At 39.6% G+C, this 18,967-nt stretch carries 14 protein-coding genes; 9 read left to right on the top strand and 5 right to left on the bottom strand.

The features are described 5' to 3' along the window. The first annotated feature begins 305 nt into the window (after nt 1–305). The 3 genes from murC (at nt 306) to C9J36_RS10195 (ending at nt 2,645) form a co-directional block, all read left to right on the top strand. Nucleotides 306–1,610 (top strand): UDP-N-acetylmuramate--L-alanine ligase, encoded by a 1,305-nt coding sequence (gene murC, locus C9J36_RS10205; RefSeq protein WP_107943002.1) that lies wholly within the window; start codon nt 306–308, stop codon nt 1,608–1,610. Nucleotides 1,611–1,688: 78 nt separating this feature from the next. Continuing rightward, on the top strand, nt 1,689–2,162 hold the full coding sequence (locus tag C9J36_RS10200; protein WP_066161907.1) for a DUF948 domain-containing protein: 474 nt from the start codon (nt 1,689–1,691) through the stop codon (nt 2,160–2,162). Nucleotides 2,163–2,180: 18 nt separating this feature from the next. Next, nucleotides 2,181–2,645 (top strand): YtxH domain-containing protein, encoded by a 465-nt coding sequence (locus tag C9J36_RS10195; RefSeq protein WP_201261909.1) that lies wholly within the window; start codon nt 2,181–2,183, stop codon nt 2,643–2,645. Nucleotides 2,646–3,379: 734 nt separating this feature from the next. On the opposite strand, the gene C9J36_RS10185 is transcribed toward C9J36_RS10195, so the two are convergent. Beyond that, nucleotides 3,380–5,521 (bottom strand): cell division protein FtsA, encoded by a 2,142-nt coding sequence (locus C9J36_RS10185; RefSeq protein WP_107943000.1) that lies wholly within the window; start codon nt 5,519–5,521, stop codon nt 3,380–3,382. A 176-nt stretch (nt 5,522–5,697) separates the two neighbouring features. Between C9J36_RS10185 and C9J36_RS10180 the strand changes: the two genes are divergently transcribed. Next, nucleotides 5,698–6,783, top strand: a complete 1,086-nt coding sequence (locus tag C9J36_RS10180; protein ID WP_066161919.1) for a bifunctional 3-deoxy-7-phosphoheptulonate synthase/chorismate mutase — start codon at nt 5,698–5,700, stop codon at nt 6,781–6,783. A 699-nt stretch (nt 6,784–7,482) separates the two neighbouring features. Beyond that, entirely contained in the window at nt 7,483–8,484 is a 1,002-nt protein-coding gene (gene ccpA, locus C9J36_RS10175) for a catabolite control protein A (RefSeq protein ID WP_066161922.1), read from the top strand. Between the two features lie 321 nt (nt 8,485–8,805). Here the strand turns inward: ccpA and C9J36_RS10170 are convergent, their stop codons facing one another. Genes C9J36_RS10170 through C9J36_RS10160 form a run of 3 tightly spaced genes read right to left on the bottom strand, consistent with a single transcriptional unit; the run spans nt 8,806 to nt 11,255 of the window. Continuing rightward, a complete protein-coding gene (locus C9J36_RS10170) occupies nt 8,806–9,954 on the bottom strand; it encodes an acetoin utilization protein AcuC (protein ID WP_066161924.1) in 1,149 nt (382 codons plus the stop codon). After that, the gene (locus tag C9J36_RS10165; protein ID WP_066161927.1) at nt 9,951–10,598 is read right to left on the bottom strand and encodes a CBS and ACT domain-containing protein; all 648 of its coding nucleotides are present in this window, start codon (nt 10,596–10,598) and stop codon (nt 9,951–9,953) included. Before C9J36_RS10165 ends, C9J36_RS10170 begins: the two co-directional genes overlap by 4 nt. 24 nt (nt 10,599–10,622) lie before the next feature. Then, entirely contained in the window at nt 10,623–11,255 is a 633-nt protein-coding gene (locus C9J36_RS10160; RefSeq protein WP_107942999.1) for a GNAT family N-acetyltransferase, read from the bottom strand. A gap of 322 nt (nt 11,256–11,577) precedes the next feature. Here C9J36_RS10160 and argC point away from each other — a divergent pair, with 322 nt between their 5' ends. From argC to argD, 4 genes are read left to right on the top strand one after another with little or no spacing between them, the layout of a single operon-like run. Further along, nucleotides 11,578–12,612 carry an N-acetyl-gamma-glutamyl-phosphate reductase gene (gene argC, locus C9J36_RS10155; RefSeq protein ID WP_107942998.1) on the top strand — a complete coding sequence of 345 codons (1,035 nt, stop codon included), beginning with the start codon at nt 11,578–11,580 and terminating at the stop codon, nt 12,610–12,612. Nucleotides 12,613–12,624: 12 nt separating this feature from the next. Then, nucleotides 12,625–13,848 (top strand): bifunctional ornithine acetyltransferase/N-acetylglutamate synthase, encoded by a 1,224-nt coding sequence (gene argJ / locus C9J36_RS10150; RefSeq protein ID WP_107942997.1) that lies wholly within the window; start codon nt 12,625–12,627, stop codon nt 13,846–13,848. Then, the gene (gene argB / locus C9J36_RS10145) at nt 13,811–14,608 is read left to right on the top strand and encodes an acetylglutamate kinase (RefSeq protein ID WP_107942996.1); all 798 of its coding nucleotides are present in this window, start codon (nt 13,811–13,813) and stop codon (nt 14,606–14,608) included. The genes argJ and argB overlap by 38 nt, the downstream gene beginning before the upstream one ends. Before the next feature lie 16 nt (nt 14,609–14,624). Further along, a complete protein-coding gene (argD, locus tag C9J36_RS10140) occupies nt 14,625–15,761 on the top strand; it encodes an acetylornithine transaminase (RefSeq protein ID WP_107942995.1) in 1,137 nt (378 codons plus the stop codon). A gap of 197 nt (nt 15,762–15,958) precedes the next feature. On the opposite strand, the gene C9J36_RS10135 is transcribed toward argD, so the two are convergent. Further along, entirely contained in the window at nt 15,959–18,805 is a 2,847-nt protein-coding gene (locus C9J36_RS10135) for a transglycosylase domain-containing protein (protein WP_107942994.1), read from the bottom strand. Nucleotides 18,806–18,967: the final 162 nt, after the last annotated feature.

The following is an 18,967-nucleotide window of genomic DNA, read 5'->3' as shown; positions in this document are numbered from 1 at the left end:
TCATTTATTGTTCTACATATTTAATGCTATAATAAATTAGTATTTTTCACTATAACAGATAATAATTACTTTGTAGTGACAGCTATAGACATTATTTGCTGCGGGTAGCAGCAGGATGCGAATACAAAGTTTTAGGTGAAGGAGAGAAGATGAGTTCATTGTTTTTCTACCGATATAACGCCCATTATATAGATGCTATGCGCATGGAGAGGTCTGTTATTGATTGAGCTTCAATCTTCACCCTACTTGAACATATAAATTTTTGCAATTTTAAACAGGATCGCTGTATCCTAGGAGGTTTCAACATGACACGTTATCATTTTACAGGTATTAAAGGCTCTGGTATGAGTCCATTAGCTCAAATTCTTTTTGATTCTGGTGAACAAGTTCAAGGTTCGGATGTAGAAACATATTACTTTACTGAAAAACCATTACGCGATAGAGGAATTACCATTTTATCATTTGATGCAAATAATATTGAGCAAGGAATGACAGTTATTGCAGGAAATGCATTTCCTGATGACCATCCTGAGCTTATACGCGCACGTGAGCTAGGTGTAGAAGTTGTTCGTTATCATAAATTTTTAGGGGATTATAGCAATCATTATACATCTATTGCTATTACAGGCTCACATGGAAAAACATCTACAACGGGCCTAATGAGCCATGTTATTGGCGGCTATATGCCAACGTCTTACCTAATAGGAGACGGAACAGGGGCAGGAATGGAAAATGCAAAGTATTTCGTTATGGAGGCATGTGAATATCGACGCCATTTTTTAGCGTATAATCCAGATTATGCAGTAATGACAAATATAGACTTTGACCATCCAGATTATTTTGCGAGTGTTGACGATGTGTTCGATGCCTTTCAATCGTTAGCGATGCAAGTGAAGAAAGCAATTATTGCTTGTGGAGATGATGAGCAATTGCAGCGCATTCAGGCACAAGTACCTGTTGTTTATTATGGCTTTGATGCTGAAAACGACTTTGCAGCGCGCAACGTTGTTAAGACAACAGAAGGCACAGAATTCGAAGTGTATGTGCGCAATGAATTTTATGCAACGTTCTTTATTCCACAATTTGGTGACCATGCAATATTAAATGCATTGGCTGTTATTTCTCTTTGTCACTATGAAGGCATACCGACAGATGTTATTCAGGAGCGTTTGGACACATATGCAGGTGTAAAAAGACGTTTTACAGAAACGATTATCGGGAATACAGTACTTGTAGATGATTATGCACATCATCCAACTGAAATTGCGGCAACATTGCAGGCAGCAAGACAAAAATATCCTGAAAGACAAATTGTTGCGGTATTTCAACCGCATACATTTACGCGCACTCAAACATTTTTACAACAATTTGCGGATAGTTTAGACGATGCAGATGCAGTATATTTATGTGATATTTTTGGTTCAGCGCGTGAGCAATTAGGCGCTCTAACAATTGATGCTTTAGTGCAGCTAGTTGAAGGAAGCAAAGTGCTAGAACTAGATACAATCCAACAGCTTAAAGAGCATGAGGGAGCTGTATTGCTCTTTATGGGAGCTGGGGATGTTAATAAATATCAAACAGCATTTGAGCAATTGTTACAAAAAGTATAATTTTATCCCATATAATAGGCAGGATTTTTGAAATGTTTGTCGAATCAGAAATATAACTAGCTATAGGAGGTCATTTTCATGGTAGTCGTACTTTATATCGCTGCATTAGTCGCGGCAATCGGTTTTTTATTTTTATGTGTAAGCATCGGTATGACATTATTTTCAGTGAAAACAACATTAAACAATATCGCAGGAACAGTAGCAGGTATTGAAGGGCAGATGGAAGGAATCACACGTGAAACGACATCGCTGTTAACAAAAACAAATTCGCTTGCTGATGATATTACGGAAAAAGCAGAAAAGCTGAATACTGTTGTCAATGCTGTGAAAGGTGTAGGGGATTCAGTAAATGGTTTAAATGAATCTGTACAGCGCATTACAAATTCTATTTCTTCTGAAGTAACAAAAAATGAAGAAAAAATAGCCCAAGTTGTTCAGTGGAGTAATGTTGCGATGGGGATTGCTGATAAATGGCGCCAGCGTAAAGCGATTAATCCAGATGATGTGACAGTTTATACTGTAGATGGTGTAAATGCCAAGCCTAAAAAATAATGAAAGGATTGATATACAATGACAGAGCAAAAAATGACGAACTTACCACAAGTATATACGACTAGAAACGAAGACATTTACGGTGAGGAAACAGTAAATATGAAAGACTTTATTATCGGCGCATTGGTAGGAGGCATTGTCGGTGCGGCCGCTGGCTTATTATTAGCTCCAAAATCTGGTCGTGATTTACGTGGAGCTGTGGCGACACAGGCTGTAACATTACGTGACCGAGGTGTAGAGCTTTCCTCTACAGCGAAGGAAAAAACAGTTCAGCTATCGAGCCAATTAAAAGAGCAATCGACAAATTTAGTAGATAAAGTAAAGGCAAAAACAGCAAAAGCACCAAATGTCTTTGATGATGGTACAGTGTCTTCTGAAGGCGAAGAACCACTTGAAGAATTAATAAATGCAGTAGTGGAACCAGCTACACAGGAAGACCCGATTGAAAATATGTCTGAAATCGCTCGTCCGTCATCAATTTAAGGGCGCTTTTAGTGGAAGCGTAATGCGGTGTTTCTAGCCTCTAAAAAGAGGCAGGGACATAACTTTATTATTTCAAAAAATGCCGAAAATAGATAACAATTTTTCAGCTTTATGGAGTTAAATATTCCGTCTTAAATCAAAAAAATGTTAGACCAACTAGATTGCGGTCTAACATTTTTTCTTTTTGTCCCAGCTTCTTTGCGACGAGAATAGCGACAATCACAGCTTTATGTGCCAAAAGCGAAGGGGCTGTCCAAAAAGCCGTGCATAGCCGGCATTTTGGACAGTAGCGATGATGTTTCGCAAAATGTTGATTCATATAAAGTGAACCTTCAATCAGTGGGGGGCTTCGCACACCCCCACTGATTGGTGATAGAGGAACACAAGCTAGAATCTTCGCATCCTGCGAAAACGCTTGTGTGACCAACATCGTGTTGGCCTCATTCTTAGTTTTTACAGGCTGTAAGACCCCCACTTAAACATCTTGTTTTTATCTGCTGTTTTGAAGTGGGGGTCTGTGCTCTGCGGTTACTCATCGCAAAAGTACAGCCTGCTCCTGCGGTTACTCGTCGCAAACAAATTTGTTAATACGGGATAAGCAGGGAACGCCTCTTTTAAAAATGGGATGAACATTGGCTTTAGCAGCGTTATCCTTCAGTAAAAGGGAAGTGATGAAAACATTGATTTCAATGCGGTGTCAAAACAAAATAGACTTTTCGGATAACTCTTTTTTTTTAAGTAAATTTAATTTCCAATGTATCGCCACCGAAAATTTCTGCATCGAAGGAAGAAGGGATACCATTTCTTAAAATGGTAAAGCCACCTTTCGCTTGTGCTGGAAGTTGCCAGTTTGAAAAGCGGAATACATCTTGAAAAATCCATGGGCTGTGCTCAAGGGCATTCACTTTAATCGTCGCACCATTTGGTACAGTAGCCTGTGGAGAGAGTACAGCACCGTTCACCGTCATTTCGCGTACGATTTTTACGAGCTCAATGCGTTCTCCCTGAAATGTCACTAGCATTCGATCCTCTAATAATAAATCTAAATGATTTGCCAATGTTTGCACAGTAGGCAAAGCATTTTGTGTAAATGCTAGTCGGTCACCATCATTTACAGGATAATGGGTTTTACTTGGTTTTCCGTTAATTAATAATTCGGATGAAAACATTGGTAAATAGAGGGGCTGTCCATCGATATGAACGACATAGGAGCGCAATTGCTCCAGTAAATCTACATTATTTGTCTGCTTTAAAACATCCTCTGCCGTTTCTATTATTGAAATATCTACAATATCTCGATCTTGTAAAGCTTGGTCAAATGTCGCAATCTTCGTATTTATATAAACTTTAGGCTTTACAGTATAAGGAATGTTATTAATTGATATATTTTTTGAAAGTGCAGTATCTACAATATCTTGTACAAGGGCAGTTGCAGCTTGCCCATCTTGTCCTTCAATAAGCGTGATTGTATCGCCATTTTTGATGGAAGATTTTGTAGAGGCTGGCGTACCATTTAATAAAATTTGGGCAGGCTGACCATGCTCTCCGGCAATGAAAATTGCTTGATTATTCACCGTTATGGATAGGGCATGACCCGGCTTACCATAAAGCTGCTTTGCTCGAATATTTGCCGCTAAAAACGCATCGGCTATCGTCATCTCTTTCAGTTCAAATAAGCGTACAATTTGCTCATTCACTGTTACCGTCATGTATTGAATCGGTGTTTTCTTTGCCGCAATTGCGATGCCTATTGGTGTTACAAGCTCTGGTGTTACCGGAATAGATGGTTCTTTTGTTAAATTTTGAATAGCGTCTATGCCGCGAACCGCAACGCGATTTTCTGGTAATTCTAGCACTTTGCCAAGCTCGACTGTTAATTTTGGTGTCAGGCTACCACCTCCGACGAGCATTACTGCTTTTGGGGCTACTTGGTTGTTCAAGCGTAAAATCTCTGTTCCAATCGCATTTGCTAACGATGTAATAGATGGATAAATCGCTTGTATTACTTCTTCGTGAGGCAAATATTGGTCAAAGCCTAAAATATCCTGAATAAGTATATCACTATCTGCTGTATGTAGCTGGCGCTTTGCAGCCTCTGCAACTGGGAAATCTAATAAATAATGGTCGCTTAATGCCTCGGTAATCTCATCGCCAGCTGTTGGCACCATGCCATAAGCAATAATTGTCCCTTTATCAGTAATGGCGATATCCGAAGTACCAGCACCTATATCGACAAGTGCAACATTTAAACGGCGCATCGTAGAAGGAATAAGTACGTTAATTGCTGCAATCGGCTCTAACGTCAGGGCCTCCATTTCTAAATCTGCACGCTTTAATGCTGCTAACAGCGACTCTACAACAACGCGAGGTAAAAACGTTGCAATAACTTCTATTGTTGCCATGTCGCCTTGTTGGTCTAATAGGCTGCCAATTTCTTCATCATCTAATTTGTAATATAATACCGAATAACCAACACAATAATAGTGGCTAGCCTTCGCATCTTCTTTATGTTGTAGCAATTGTTGCTGCGCCTGTTGTACAGCTTGAAGCTCTAAGCGATTAATGTCTTCCTCCGTAAAAATAGGACGGTTTTTTATATTAATCGTAATGCTTGCCTGCTCTGTTTTTAAGGCACGACCTGCTGCTGCAACGCTTACTTTTGTTAAAGGACCATGCTTTTCTTCTAACACCTGTTTAATTTCAGTTATCAAATCTGCTACGTAGAGTACATTATGTATTTGGCCATCTACCATTGCCCGCTCTTTATGTTCTTTAATAACCATATCAGCAACGTGAAAATGCTGATCTCGCTCTTCCAAAATAATGCCAACTACAGAGCGTGTACCGATATCTAAAGCAAATAACTTTGAAGTCATTTGTAATCGCTTCCTTTCGTGTCCTTACTAGAGATAGCTTTAGCGAGTTGAAGCGCTAAATTAAAAATGCGTGACATTTATAAACAAGTTGTCTATAATGATATTATTAATTAAAAATGTATCATACATTTCAGCGTTCTGAAAGAGTATGTGTACTCAGGAAGGAGAAATAAGTAATGAGTCAACACGATTTAGAAGGTTTACGCGGTCAAATCGACAGCTTAAACTTAGAGATTTTGCGCTTAATTAATGAGCGAGCAGAGATTGTTAATGAGATAGGTAAGATTAAAGAGAAGCAGGGTGTGCATCGTTACGATCCCCTTCGAGAACGCCATATGCTGGATTTAATTAAGGAGCATAACAATGGTCCGTTAAATCAAATGACGGTTGATTATATTTTTAAACAAATTTTTAAAACAGCATTAAAGCAGTTAGAGGCAGAGAAGAAAAAAGAATTACTTGTATCGCGTAAAGAGAAATCTGAAGATACAGTTATTAATATTAATGGAGAATTATTAGGAGCAGGTGCACCATCTTTCGTCTTTGGTCCATGTGCAGTTGAATCATATGAGCAAGTGGCGCAAGTTGCCGCATCTATTCGTGATAAAGGTTTAAAATTAATTCGAGGTGGCGCGTACAAGCCACGTACTTCTCCATACGATTTCCAAGGGCTTGGTTTAGAAGGTTTAAAAATTTTAAAGCAAGTATCTGAGGAATACGGTTTAGCTGTTATTACAGAAATTGTAACACCTGCTGATTTAGAAGTAGCACTTGATTATGTAGATGTTGTACAAATAGGTGCACGTAATATGCAAAACTTTGAATTATTAAAGGCAGCAGGGGCAATCAATAAGCCAGTATTGTTAAAACGTGGCTTAGCAGCAACTATTGATGAATTCATTCACGCAGCTGAGTACATTATGTCAAAGGGCAATGAAAATATTATTTTATGTGAGCGTGGTATTCGTACATACGAAAAGGCGACACGTAATACATTAGATATTTCTGCAGTGCCAATTTTAAAGCAGGAAACGCATTTACCAGTAATGGTTGATGTAACGCACTCAACAGGACGTCGCGATTTATTATTACCATGTGCAAAAGCGGCGATTGCAATTGGTGCAGATGGCGTAATGGCTGAAGTTCATCCAGACCCATCAATTGCTTTATCAGACCAGCAGCAGCAAATGGATATTCCAACATTCGATGCATTCTACGACGAAGTGCTAAAGTTCATGAAGCAATATGAAGTAAAAGCTTAAACTTTAAAGTTGTCGAAAAGGAGGTGTCTGAAAAGGAGGCGAACATGCCACTTTTCAGATGCCTTTTACATTTTTCAATGAGATAATAGTCATTGAAAAAGATGTCCTACAGCTTTTTAAGGCATTTTTTTGTCTAACTTCATTTTTTATTGAAATTGGAAATGAAAGTATATATGATGGTATAAAGTGAGTTTTAACATCTTTCAGCGATGTTTTTTGCGACGAGTAACCGCAGCAGCCAATTTTATTTTGTATGAAAACGAGGCAGCAAGGTTTTTTGTACAGATAGCAGGGCGACAGCTATAGATACAGAGGTTTCCCACCTCTACAGCTAGTAAAATAAATGCTTTTTAGGCTCATTTCAGTGGGTGCTGATAAAGAGGAACTCCGTCTAAGAACATCGCGTCCTACGATAACGACATCGTGTCAGCTAAACTTGCGGCGAATGTCACAGATTTTGAAGGAAGCCCTGCGTGATGCAAATCAATTAACCACGGTCATAGGACGTGAAGGCTTTAGGTTAACGTCCACCAAACAGCCCGAAAAAATTTGGACTAAAGTTAGTCGAGGCATCATTGATTAAGGGATATTCAGAAAGACAAAAGCATTTTTTATAAAACTAAAATGTATTTTTACTTGTTTATCTTGTTAATGGGAAATAGAAGATAAGTTGAGAGAAGACGACTGGAGGCGAGTATAGTGACAGTAACAATTTATGATGTAGCGCGCGAGGCCAATGTTTCAATGGCTACAGTATCGCGTGTTGTGAATGGCAACCAGAATGTGAAGCCTGCCACTAGAAAAAAAGTATTGGAAGTAATTGAGCGGCTAGAATACCGACCAAATGCGGTGGCACGTGGCTTGGCTAGTAAAAAAACAACAACAGTAGGCGTGATTATTCCGGATATTTCAAATACAATTTATGCAGAATTAGCACGAGGCATTGAAGATATTGCGACAATGTATAGCTATAATATTATTTTATCGAATTCAGACCAAAAGGAGGACAAGGAGCTGGAATTGCTTGATACGATGTTAAGCAAGCAGGTAGATGGCGTTGTAATGATGACCGATAAAGTATCGAGTAGCATTCAACAAGCAATCAAAGCCTCTCCAGTACCGATTGTTTTAGCAGGCTCTGTTGATGAACAGCAGGAGGCTGCCTCTGTCAATATTGATTATTATGAGGCAGCATATGAAGCTGTTAATATTTTGTTGAAAAATGGACATAAGCGTATCTCATTTGTTTCAGGTCCATTGGATTATACGATTAATGGTATATATAAACTAGCTGCTTATAAGCAGGCATTGCAAGATGCCAATATTGAGCTAGATGAGCAGCTCATTATTGCGGGGGATAGCATATATGATGATGGCATCGCTGCATATGAAGAGTTAACAGCTATTGCAGTACCTCCGACTGCTTATTTTGCAGGCAGCGATGAATTAGCAATCGGCATTATTCATGCGGCACAAGATGCTGGCAAGCAAGTGCCAAATGATATCGAAGTCATTAGCTTTGAAAACTCCAAGTTAGCCAGAATGGTACGTCCACAGCTATCGAGTGTTGCCTTACCACTTTATGATATTGGTGCTGTAGCAATGCGACTTTTAACGAAAATTATGAATAAGGAAGAAGTGGCAGAGCAAACAGTTGTTTTACCATATCATATGGAAATTCGTAGCTCAACGAAGCGTTAAAAATGGACAGTAGCGATGATGTTTCATAAAATGTTGATTCATATAAGCAGAGAACGCCTCTTTTAAAAATGGGATGAACATTGGCTTTAGCAGTGTACTCCTTCAGTAAAAGGGAACATTGATTTCAATGCGTTGTCAAAACAAAATGGACTTTTCGGACAACTCCATCTCATTAAATTTGCCATCGTTTTAAATGGTAAATAAATAATGAGCTTTGAGCATTTATTTGATTTTAAAAGAGCGTAAATCTATACTCTAATAAAAATGGAATAGCTGTCGGAAAAGCCTGTGCGTAAGCATGTTTTTCCAACAGCTATTTTTTTATTTATGCAAAATGTGTAATGCTTTTTGTAGCATTTGTGCATTTTTTTCCTCAATTTCTGCTTTGCGCGGAATCGGGTCATATAGGTCGGTAGGGTCTTCCCAAGTTGGGATAAGCTCATTTGGTGCTTCCTGCTGCCAATGCTCCAGCCAGTTTTTCGGCAATGGACCAGTAGGGCAAGCTAAATCGTTCATTTCTGTCCAAATTAGTGACCAAGCGCGGGGTACAACACGCCAAATATCGTAGCCGCCACCACCAACTGCAATCCACCTACCATCGCAATATTCATGCGCTAATTGATGAGCAAGTTTTGGAATTTCCTTGTAAATTTTCATCGTGCCATATAAATGTGTTAATGGGTCGAGATAATGAGCATCAGCACCATTTTGCGTTAGTACAACATCAGGTTTAAAATGCTCAAACACTTTGCGCATCGCTTGTTCATAAATCATTAAAAAACTTTCATCCTCTGTAAAAGCATCAATTGGAAAGTTAAAGGATGTGCCGTAGCCTTGCCCGTTTCCGCGCTCGGTCACATTACCTGTACCGGGAAATAAATAGCGTCCTGTTTCATGAATAGACAATGTACATACATTTGGATCATCGTAAAAAGACCATTGCACCCCATCACCGTGATGGGCATCTGTATCGACATATAATACACGCAAGCCGTACTTTTTCTGTATGTAACGAATGGCTACACTGCTATCATTATAAATGCAAAAGCCCGAAGCTCGTCCGTAAAAGCCATGGTGAAGCCCGCCGCCTAAATTTAGTGCATGGCGTGCCCGACCTTGTAGCACAGCGTCTACAGCTTGTAAAGTACCACCAACGAGCAATGCGCTTGCTTCATGCATATTTGGAAAAATTGGTGTATCTTCTGTACCGATGCCGAAGCTTTCACCTTGTTTAGCTGTGAGCTGACCATGTCCTGCCCTCTTTACAATATCAATATATTTTTCATCGTGTGCAAGGGCAATTTCCTCTTCTGTAGCCATGCGTGCTGGAATAATATCTTCATCTTTTAAAGCGCCGATTTGTTTTAGTAAATCCATTGTTAATAGTAAGCGTTTGTGGTTAAACGGATGGGTGTCCGAAAATTTATAGCCAAGCTGGTCAGGTGAATAGACAAAAAGTGCATTTTTCATACTTGTATCCCTGGTACATTTGGCCACAAAACATGAAAGCCTTGCTTACGTAAATCTTGAATAATTGCTAATGGATTGATAACTTGTAATCGGACGCTCACAATTCGGTTTTCGTCGTTTGTAGCATCAGGATGGATAAGCACGCTTAACACATTCACTTTATGTTGCATAAATATTTTAGAAATATCATGTAGCACACCAGCTTTATCGGAAACGCGAATATCGATTTTAGAACTTGGCTTATGTGCACCAGTTAATTCAATGTAAGTGTATAAAAGGTCTGTTGTTGTAACAAGTCCGACTAATTTACCACCTGAGACAATTGGTAAACAGCTAATTTTAGATTCATAAAAAGTTAAGGCTACCTCTTCAACTAAATCTAATGGATGGCCAACAATTGGATTTTTAATCATCATATTCATTAAAGGTGTATTTTTAATGACGGTTTTTTCTTGCTCATTCAGCTCATCAAGAAAAGCGTGCTTAACATCATGCTCTGTTATAATTCCAACGACTTCCTTTTGTGTATTGACAATCGGTATATGGCGTATGTCATGTTCATGCATTAACTGTGCAGCCTCTCCAACTGTATTTGTAGGGAGTAGTGTGTGCACATTAACTTGCATCATTTCTTCTACAATCATTTTGCAATCCCCTTTGCTTGATTTTTAATACAAAAAACGCCTTTTAAAACGTAGACGATCAAAGCGTTCCATCGTCTCTGCATTGACATGCTTACCAACTCGCCCCATTAGACAGTTTGCTGGATGTGATGCGATTTCTGGGTCGTCTGTCGCAAAATATTCAAAACCTACAGAACTCATCATACGCTCCATCATTTTGCGATATTCCCAGACGTTTAGTCCTGTCCCTTTTAAATCCCAATGCCAATAATATTCAGTTGTAATAACAAGATAGTCTTCCATTGCCTCATCCGCAAACGATATTTCTAACAGTTTTTTTCCTACACCTGTACTGCGATAATCTGGAATGACTTCTATTGCGCCAAGCTCAATCATATTTTCGATTTTATCCTCCGCCCAACGCTCGATAGGGTCGGGGTATAAATATGTGACATAGCCAACAACCATTTCGCCATTGCGAACGATTATAATGCGTCCCTCCTCTAATGAGGCGATACCAATTAAGGCTTTGTGCTGTTGCGGGGCAGGGCGGAATGAAACTAAATCATCATGAAATGCGTAACGAGCTAATTGCTCAGGATGTACAGGGCCTTCTACATGTACAATCCCATGCCTCGTCTCCATTGCAGTGCTAAAAAAGGTTTTTTTATGCTCCATTTATACACCACCTAATTATTCTAATCCTTATTATACAAAAGAATTTAGGGAAAAGGGAAGATGGAAGGGGCTGTCCAGAAAGTAATTTCTTTCATAATAGCCTAATTTCTAATATTGTAATCCCGTTGATAATTCGCAACAAACTAATTTATAAGGAGATTTTGTTTATCATCCATGCAACGGGCATTTAAAAGTTGTGCTAGCCTTTTTTCGACGTTCGGACAATTAAAAAATTAATTTTTTAGAAAATAAATAAAAATTCAGTTGACTAAATAATTATACATACTTATACTAATGCTATCTTATATTTGGAGGGACGGCAATGAAAGTTGGAATTATCGGTGCTACAGGATATGGAGGACTTGAGTTAATTCGCTTTTTACATAATCACCCGGAAGTAGAGAAAATTGAATTATTCACTTCATCAGAAGAAGGAACCATTTTTTCAACAAAGTTTTCTCATTTAGAAGGAATTGAAGACCAGCCATTACAAAAAATCGCTGAAGGAGCTTTGCAAAATTTAGACGTTATTTTTACAAGTACACCATCAGGGGTAACGACTAATTTATTACCGCCATTATTGCAAAAGGGACCAAAATTTATTGATTTGTCAGGTGATTTTCGTTTAAAGAATCGAGCGAGCTTTGAGCAATGGTATAAAAAAACGCCTGCACCGCAGGAGGCAATCGAGCAAAGTGTTTATGGATTAGCAGAATGGAATGAGTCAAAAATTGCTGAGGGACATTTAATTGCCAATCCCGGCTGTTATCCGACAGCAGTTTTATTATCACTATTGCCCTTAATAAAAGAAAATTTAATTGACCCGAGCTTTTTAGTTATCGATGCGAAAAGCGGTGTATCAGGTGCTGGTAATAAGCCTACACAGGCAACTCATTTTAGTGAAACGAATGAAAATTTCTCAATTTATAAAATTAACGAGCATCAGCATATTCCAGAAATCGAGCAAGCGATTGCAATGTTTGCAAATGTGCAGACAAAAATTTCATTTAATACTCATTTAGTACCCATGACGCGCGGTATTTTAACAACATCATATGCCGCTGTACAGCCTGGCGTTACACAGGCACAACTGCTCGATTGTTTGCAAGCTGCATATGCGAAACACCCATTTGTACGCGTGATTAAAGAAGCCTCAATGATTGGTACAAATCGTGTGAAAGGCTCAAATTACTGTGATGTGTATGTGCAATTAGATAAGCGCACAAATCGAGCAACGATTGTCGGCGTCATTGATAATTTAGTCAAGGGTGCGGCAGGGCAAGCAATTCAAAATATGAATATACAAATGAACTTACCACAAACGATGGGTTTACAAACAGTACCATTATTCATTTAAGGAGGAAAATAAATGACAGCTATTATTGAATTGAAAAAATTATCTGGAAAAAATATCGTATCTCCAAAAGGCTTTACAGCGGCGGGGGTGCATTGCGGTTTAAAGCATAAGAAAAAGGATTTAGCATTACTTGTAAGTGAGGTACCGGCAAGTGTTGCAGCAGTTTTTACGACGAATGCTGTGCAGGCGGCTCCATTAAAGGTAACGAAGGAGGTTGTTTATAGCACGCAAAAAATGCAGGCAATGCTCATTAATTCAGGCAATGCCAATGCTTGTACAGGCAAACAAGGGATAGCGGATGCCTATGAAATGCAAAAATTGGCTGCAGAAAAATTAAATATCGACACTAGCTTAGTTGGGGTAGCATCTACAGGGGTTATTGGAGAAATAATGAAAATGGAGCCGTTGAAAAAGGGTGTTGCCATGCTAGTACCTAACGATGATTTAGAGAGCAGCATTGATTTTGCACAGGCCATTTTAACGACGGATACAGTGATGAAAAATACAACCTATGTAACGACAATTGATGGCAAAGAAATTGTTGTTTCTGGTACAGCAAAGGGCTCTGGCATGATTGAGCCAAATATGGCAACGATGCTAGGTTTTATTACGACAGATGCCAACATACAATCAAATGAGCTGCAAAAGGCACTATTACAAATTACAGATTGTACCTTTAATTCAATTACAGTAGATGGTGACACATCGACAAATGATATGGTTGTCGTCATGGCAAATGGTTTAGCTGGTAATACAGCCTTAACGCCAGAGCATCCAGAGTGGGCAAATTTTTATACTGCACTGCAAGCGGTAGCAGAGGATTTAGCAAAATCGATAGCTCGCGATGGTGAAGGGGCGACAAAATTAATCGAAGTTGAAGTAGTCGGCGCAATGAATGATGCGGAGGCACGTAAAATTGCAAAATCAGTTGTAGGCTCACCACTTGTGAAAACGGCTGTCTTTGGCTGTGATGCCAATTGGGGACGTATTATTGCGGCAGTTGGCTATAGCGGTGCAACGGTCGACCCTGAGAAAATTACGATTCAAATCGGGGGCGTAACAATGGTCGAAAATGGTGAACCAATTGCATTTTCGGAGGAACAGCTTATTACAATACTAAAGCAGCATGAAGTGAAAATTTTCGTTTCTTTAGGCGCGGGTAATGGACATGGCTTTGCTTGGGGGTGTGATTTAACATATGACTACGTTCAAATCAACGCATCATACCGCTCGTAATATTGTCATTAAACTGGGAGGCAGTGCATTAGAAGGATTGAACAGCGCCTTTTTTCAAAAAATACAGGCACTTCAACGAGAGGGCTATCGCGTTATTATTACACATGGTGGAGGGCCAGCAATTAATCGCACATTAGCTGCTCATCAAGTAGCATCCCATGTGTTACATGGGATACGGGTTACTACAGCAGAAGCAATCGATTTAGTGAAAACAACATTAATTGGGCAAGTAAACCCACTTCTCGTACACGAATTAAATAGAGCAGGAATTGAGGCAATCGGATTAAGCGGCTTTGATGGTCAGTTATTAGAAAGTACATTTTTAGATGAGGCAATCTACGGCTATGTAGGGCAAATTAAAAAGGTAAATACGAAGCTATTAAATACTATTTTAAACACAAATATTGTCCCAGTTATTGCTTGCATTGGGACAACAACAGATGGTCAGGCATTAAATATTAACGGTGATACAGTAGCAAGCGAAGTGGCTCTTGCTATAGAAGCAGAAAGTTTACTTCTTGTCACAGATGTCGCCGGCATCCGAATTGAAGGGCAATATCAGCAGCAAGTGACAAAATCAGCAATTGAAAAATGGATTGCTGATGAACATATTTACGATGGAATGATTCCGAAAGTACAAGGAGCGCTTGCTTGTTTGGCAGCAGGCATTCCGTCTGTTCAAATTGTAGATGATACATTAACAGGCACAACAATTGTTGGGTGCCAGGCACTCACACAATTCTCGCACAATTCAATTTAAAGGAGATGGCTGTAGGATGAGTGCATTATTTCAAAATTATGCAAGACGACAGATTCATATTGTTAAAGGGCAAGGAACAATCGTGTATGACGATAGTGGGAAGCGTTATCTAGATTTTACAAGTGGGATTGCTGTTTGTTCGCTTGGCCATGCTCATCCAGCGCTTGTGCAAACTTTGCAGGAGCAGAGTGAGAAGCTATGGCATATTAGCAATCTTTTTGAGAGCAAGGGGCAGGAGAAGCTTGCTGCATCATTAGTTCAGGATTTGCCATTAGCGTATGCCTTTTTTTGTAATAGTGGGGCAGAGGCTAATGAGGCGGCGATTAAGCTTGCGCGTAAACATACAGGGAAGCATCATATTATTGTTTTTGAGCAATCATTTCATGGGCGTACATTTGGTGCGATGTCGGCAACAGGACAGGATAAAGTGCGAAATGGCTTTGGCCCTTTAGTTGAACAGTTTACGACATTGCCATTTAATGATGTGGTGGCACTTGAAGCCGCTATTGATGAAACAGTGGCAGCGATTATGTTAGAGCCGATTCAAGGTGAGGGTGGCATTAATGAGGTGACGCCAGAGTTTGCGGAAGCTATACAAAAAATTTGTGAGGCGCATAGTATTTTATTAATTGTCGATGAGGTACAAACAGGAATTGGTCGTACAGGGACGCGCTTTGCGTTTGAGCAAACGGCATTAAAACCACATATTGTGTCGATGGCTAAAGGTTTAGGGGGCGGCTTTCCAATTGGCGGCATACTAGGTACGGCAGAATTATTTGAAACATTTAATGCAGGAACACACGGTACAACATTCGGTGGTAACCCGTTAGCCGTGGCAGTTGCACAAACAGTCGTAGAGCATGTTTTTAACGAGGCTTTTTTACAGCAAGTGCAGGATAAATCAGCCTATTTGCAGGCGAGGCTACAGCAGGCATTAAATGACAAAAAGTTCACAATTCAAGGAAAAGGCTTAATGCTTGGTATTTACTGCGGTGGTGAAGATGTAGCGAGCTATGTTACTCAATTGGAGCAGGCAGGCTTGCTCGTTGTACAGGCAGGCACAAAAGTCATTCGTTTATTACCACCATTGACAGTAAGTGAGTCGGAAATGGATGAAGCAGTTGCTATTTTACAACAAATATTATGCAATTAGAGCCAAGCTGTTTAAAAAATCTAAATTACTTTCCAAATAAAATTCCAAGGGAATAGGCTTTAAAGTACGCCCTTGGCGAAAAGGATAATGACAATTTATTGTGACTGCTGAAGGAGCAGTGTTTTTAGCGAATACTTAATAGATAAGCTAAGGCTGCCTGAAAAGAGATTCTTTTTCAGGCAGCCTTATTGTTGTGCTTATTCTTCTTGTTCTTCCCCATTGCCTTCAGGGTCCCCTGTCGGTGGCTCCTCTGGTACGGGCGGTTCATTGTCTTCATCTGTATTTGGCTCATCGATTTCAGGCGGTGGAGCGGCAGTTTCGATAATGTTTGAAGGCTCAGATTGACGCCCTGTAATATCTACTGCAACAACATAATAGTTAGCTCCGATGGCAATTTGAGCCCGACGCCCTTGTTCAAAGCCATTCGTCGCAATAAGCTGACCTTCTGTCGAATAGACTCGATAGCCGATAACATCATTTGATGCCGACTTCGACCATACTAATGTATTGCCATCAAGTGTAACAATAACAGATGCTGGTGCCTCTTCATCCGCTTCAAATGCTGCCCCTGTAACAACAGTTGAGCTTAAGGAAGAATTGTTAGGTAATAGCTTTGCAGGATCTCCACCTAAAGAGCCAAGCATGCGTTTAACAAACTCCTCGTTTAAGCCGACGCCCCCCATTGTAACGAATTCAGCAGGGGTAGAAGGGAGAGCACTGTATGATTTACCATCAATATTGACAGATGCAGAAGAAACTAAGCTGTCATCTGGAATGGATGGTAAAAATACATTGCGATTAAATAAATCGGAGCGCACTAGCCCAGCACTTGAACAAGCTTCAGAAGGTGCTAAGCCTGAAATTCCACAAAACGATGCGCTGACAACATTTGCAGGCTTTTCAAATTTTTCTTTCGTTCCGATAAATTCAGGGTCGATATCGTAAATAGTATTCATCAACGAAGCCCATAGTAAATTCACACGGGTACTTGGCTGATAGTAAGTGTTATTAAATGTATATAATGATCTAGGCTGGTCATAGCCCATCCACACACCTAAAGAAATATTAGGGTTATAGCCAACTAACCAAACATCCTTATAATCCTGTGTTGTACCTGTTTTTGCTGCAAAATCAGAAGAGAATTTTAATGTGCTCTTTGCACGCATACCTGTACCATAATCAAGTACATCACGCAGCATATCTGTAACAATGTAGGAAGTTTCAGGTGTAAATACTTCAACTGGCTCTACCTCATGCTGATAAATAATATTGCCATCTAAATCAACAATTTTCTCAATCATATAAGCATCAATAAATTGACCGCCATTTGCAAGTGTAGCAAATGCATTTGTATTTTCTTCAACTGTTGTCCCATTCGTTAATCCACCGATAGCTGTTGCTAAATTGACATAATCGCCCTCGGTTAAGCGAGAAAAGCCCATTTTAGCTAAATATTCAGCAGGTCGATTTGGTAAAATATCATCATATAAGCGAAGCGCTGTTAAGTTTTGAGAATGAGCTAAGGCCTCACGTGCAGGCATTATTCCTCTTTCTTCATTTTCAAGATAGTTCGAAGGGCTATAGCCGTCATAGCTACGCTTAAATTTCACATCGACAACAGGGCTACCTGCACCAATTTTTCCATACTCAATAGCCGGACCATATGCTAAAAGTGGCTTCATTGTTGAACCATTTGAACGATATGCTTGTGTAGCATGATTTAGTGCCTCAATATTAAAATCACGCCCGCCAACAAAGCTTAAAATACGTCCTGTCTTGTTCTCGATAACAACACTTCCAACTTGCACAGGCATTTCAACTGTTATTTCTTCTCCAGTTTCACTATCTATCGTCGTTGCTGTATACGTATGACCGTAGTATTGGAAATTCTCGGCTGCTGTTTTCATTGCGTCATACATTTGCTGATTAATTGTAGAATAGATACGATAGCCTTTTGAGCGCACATCACGGTCTGCTAAAATCATATATTTTTCAAGCAACTGTGATTCTTCTTGCAAGCGCTTTGGATCAATGCCATCCTGCTCAGCTAACATATCCGCAATAATTTTTTTCGCACGGTTTTCAAGCTCGTATGTTAACCATGGGTAGCGGTCTTCAGGGCGTGATTCAGGTTTTCTAAAATCTTGCGTAATATCGTAGACGATAGCTTCTTGATATTCATTTTCTGAAATGTAGCCAGCTTCCTTCATACGGTATAGAACCGTTTTCATCCGGTCAATGCCGGGCTTTAAAGCTTCCTCTGTTTTTAATTGCCCTTTTTGTGTAAAAGGTGTATGGGCATACGGTGCTTGCGGTATTCCCGCGATATACGCAGCTTGTGGTAAAGAAAGCTCAGAAGCTTTAATGCCAAATATACCGTCCGCTGCTGTTTCGATTCCAGCTATATTGCGACCTGAAGCATTACGCCCATAGGGGATAATATTCAAATAGGCCTCCAATATTTCTTGCTTTGTCATAAATTTTTCAAGTCGTAATGCTAACAATATTTCTTTTGCTTTACGTTCATAAGATACTTCGTTTGTTAATATTTGATTTTTTATTAATTGCTGTGTTAATGTCGAGCCACCTGTTTGAGTAGCCGAATTTGTAAAGTCTTGTAGCAAACCACGCAGGACAGCTTTTGGGACGATACCATTATGCTCACGGAAGTACTCGTCCTCTGTTGCAAGAACAGCATCAATTACAATGGGCGAAACATCCTTTAGAGAGGTTTCACGACGCTCTAAATCTGTACGTAGCTTGCCAATATAAATATTGTCCGCAAAATAAATTTCACTCGTTTCCTCGTAATTGAAAATAAGCTCACGCATATTTTCCTTAGAACGCAAAGGCTCTTCTTTTACGAGTGATGCGAAATATCCCGCACCAACTGCCCCAGCAAATACAGTTAAAGTTGCTACTAATATAAGAATTAATAATGATAAATTCCAAATAACGCCACCTGTAATGCGGAACGCACGCATCCAAGATTTGTTTGCTAGAGCTTCTAATTTGTTATTTATTTGTGTCAACCATTCTTTCAATGAAACGACCTCCTAAACTCATTTACCTCGATTCAGTTAAACCAAAGGAGTAGGGCTCTTACTGAATTAGAGGAACTCAGTCGAAAGAACACCACATTTTGGTGCTAATAACTGAGTGACCAACATCATGTTGACTCAAAGTCTCCAGCGGATGTCATGGAT

Origin of the sequence: Metasolibacillus fluoroglycofenilyticus (assembly GCF_003049645.1) — a bacterium.
In the GTDB taxonomy this organism is placed as follows: Bacteria; Bacillota; Bacilli; order Bacillales_A; family Planococcaceae; genus Metasolibacillus; species Metasolibacillus fluoroglycofenilyticus.
The sequence above is the reverse complement of the archived record's forward strand: the minus strand, read 5'-3'. Positions and strand labels throughout refer to the sequence as shown.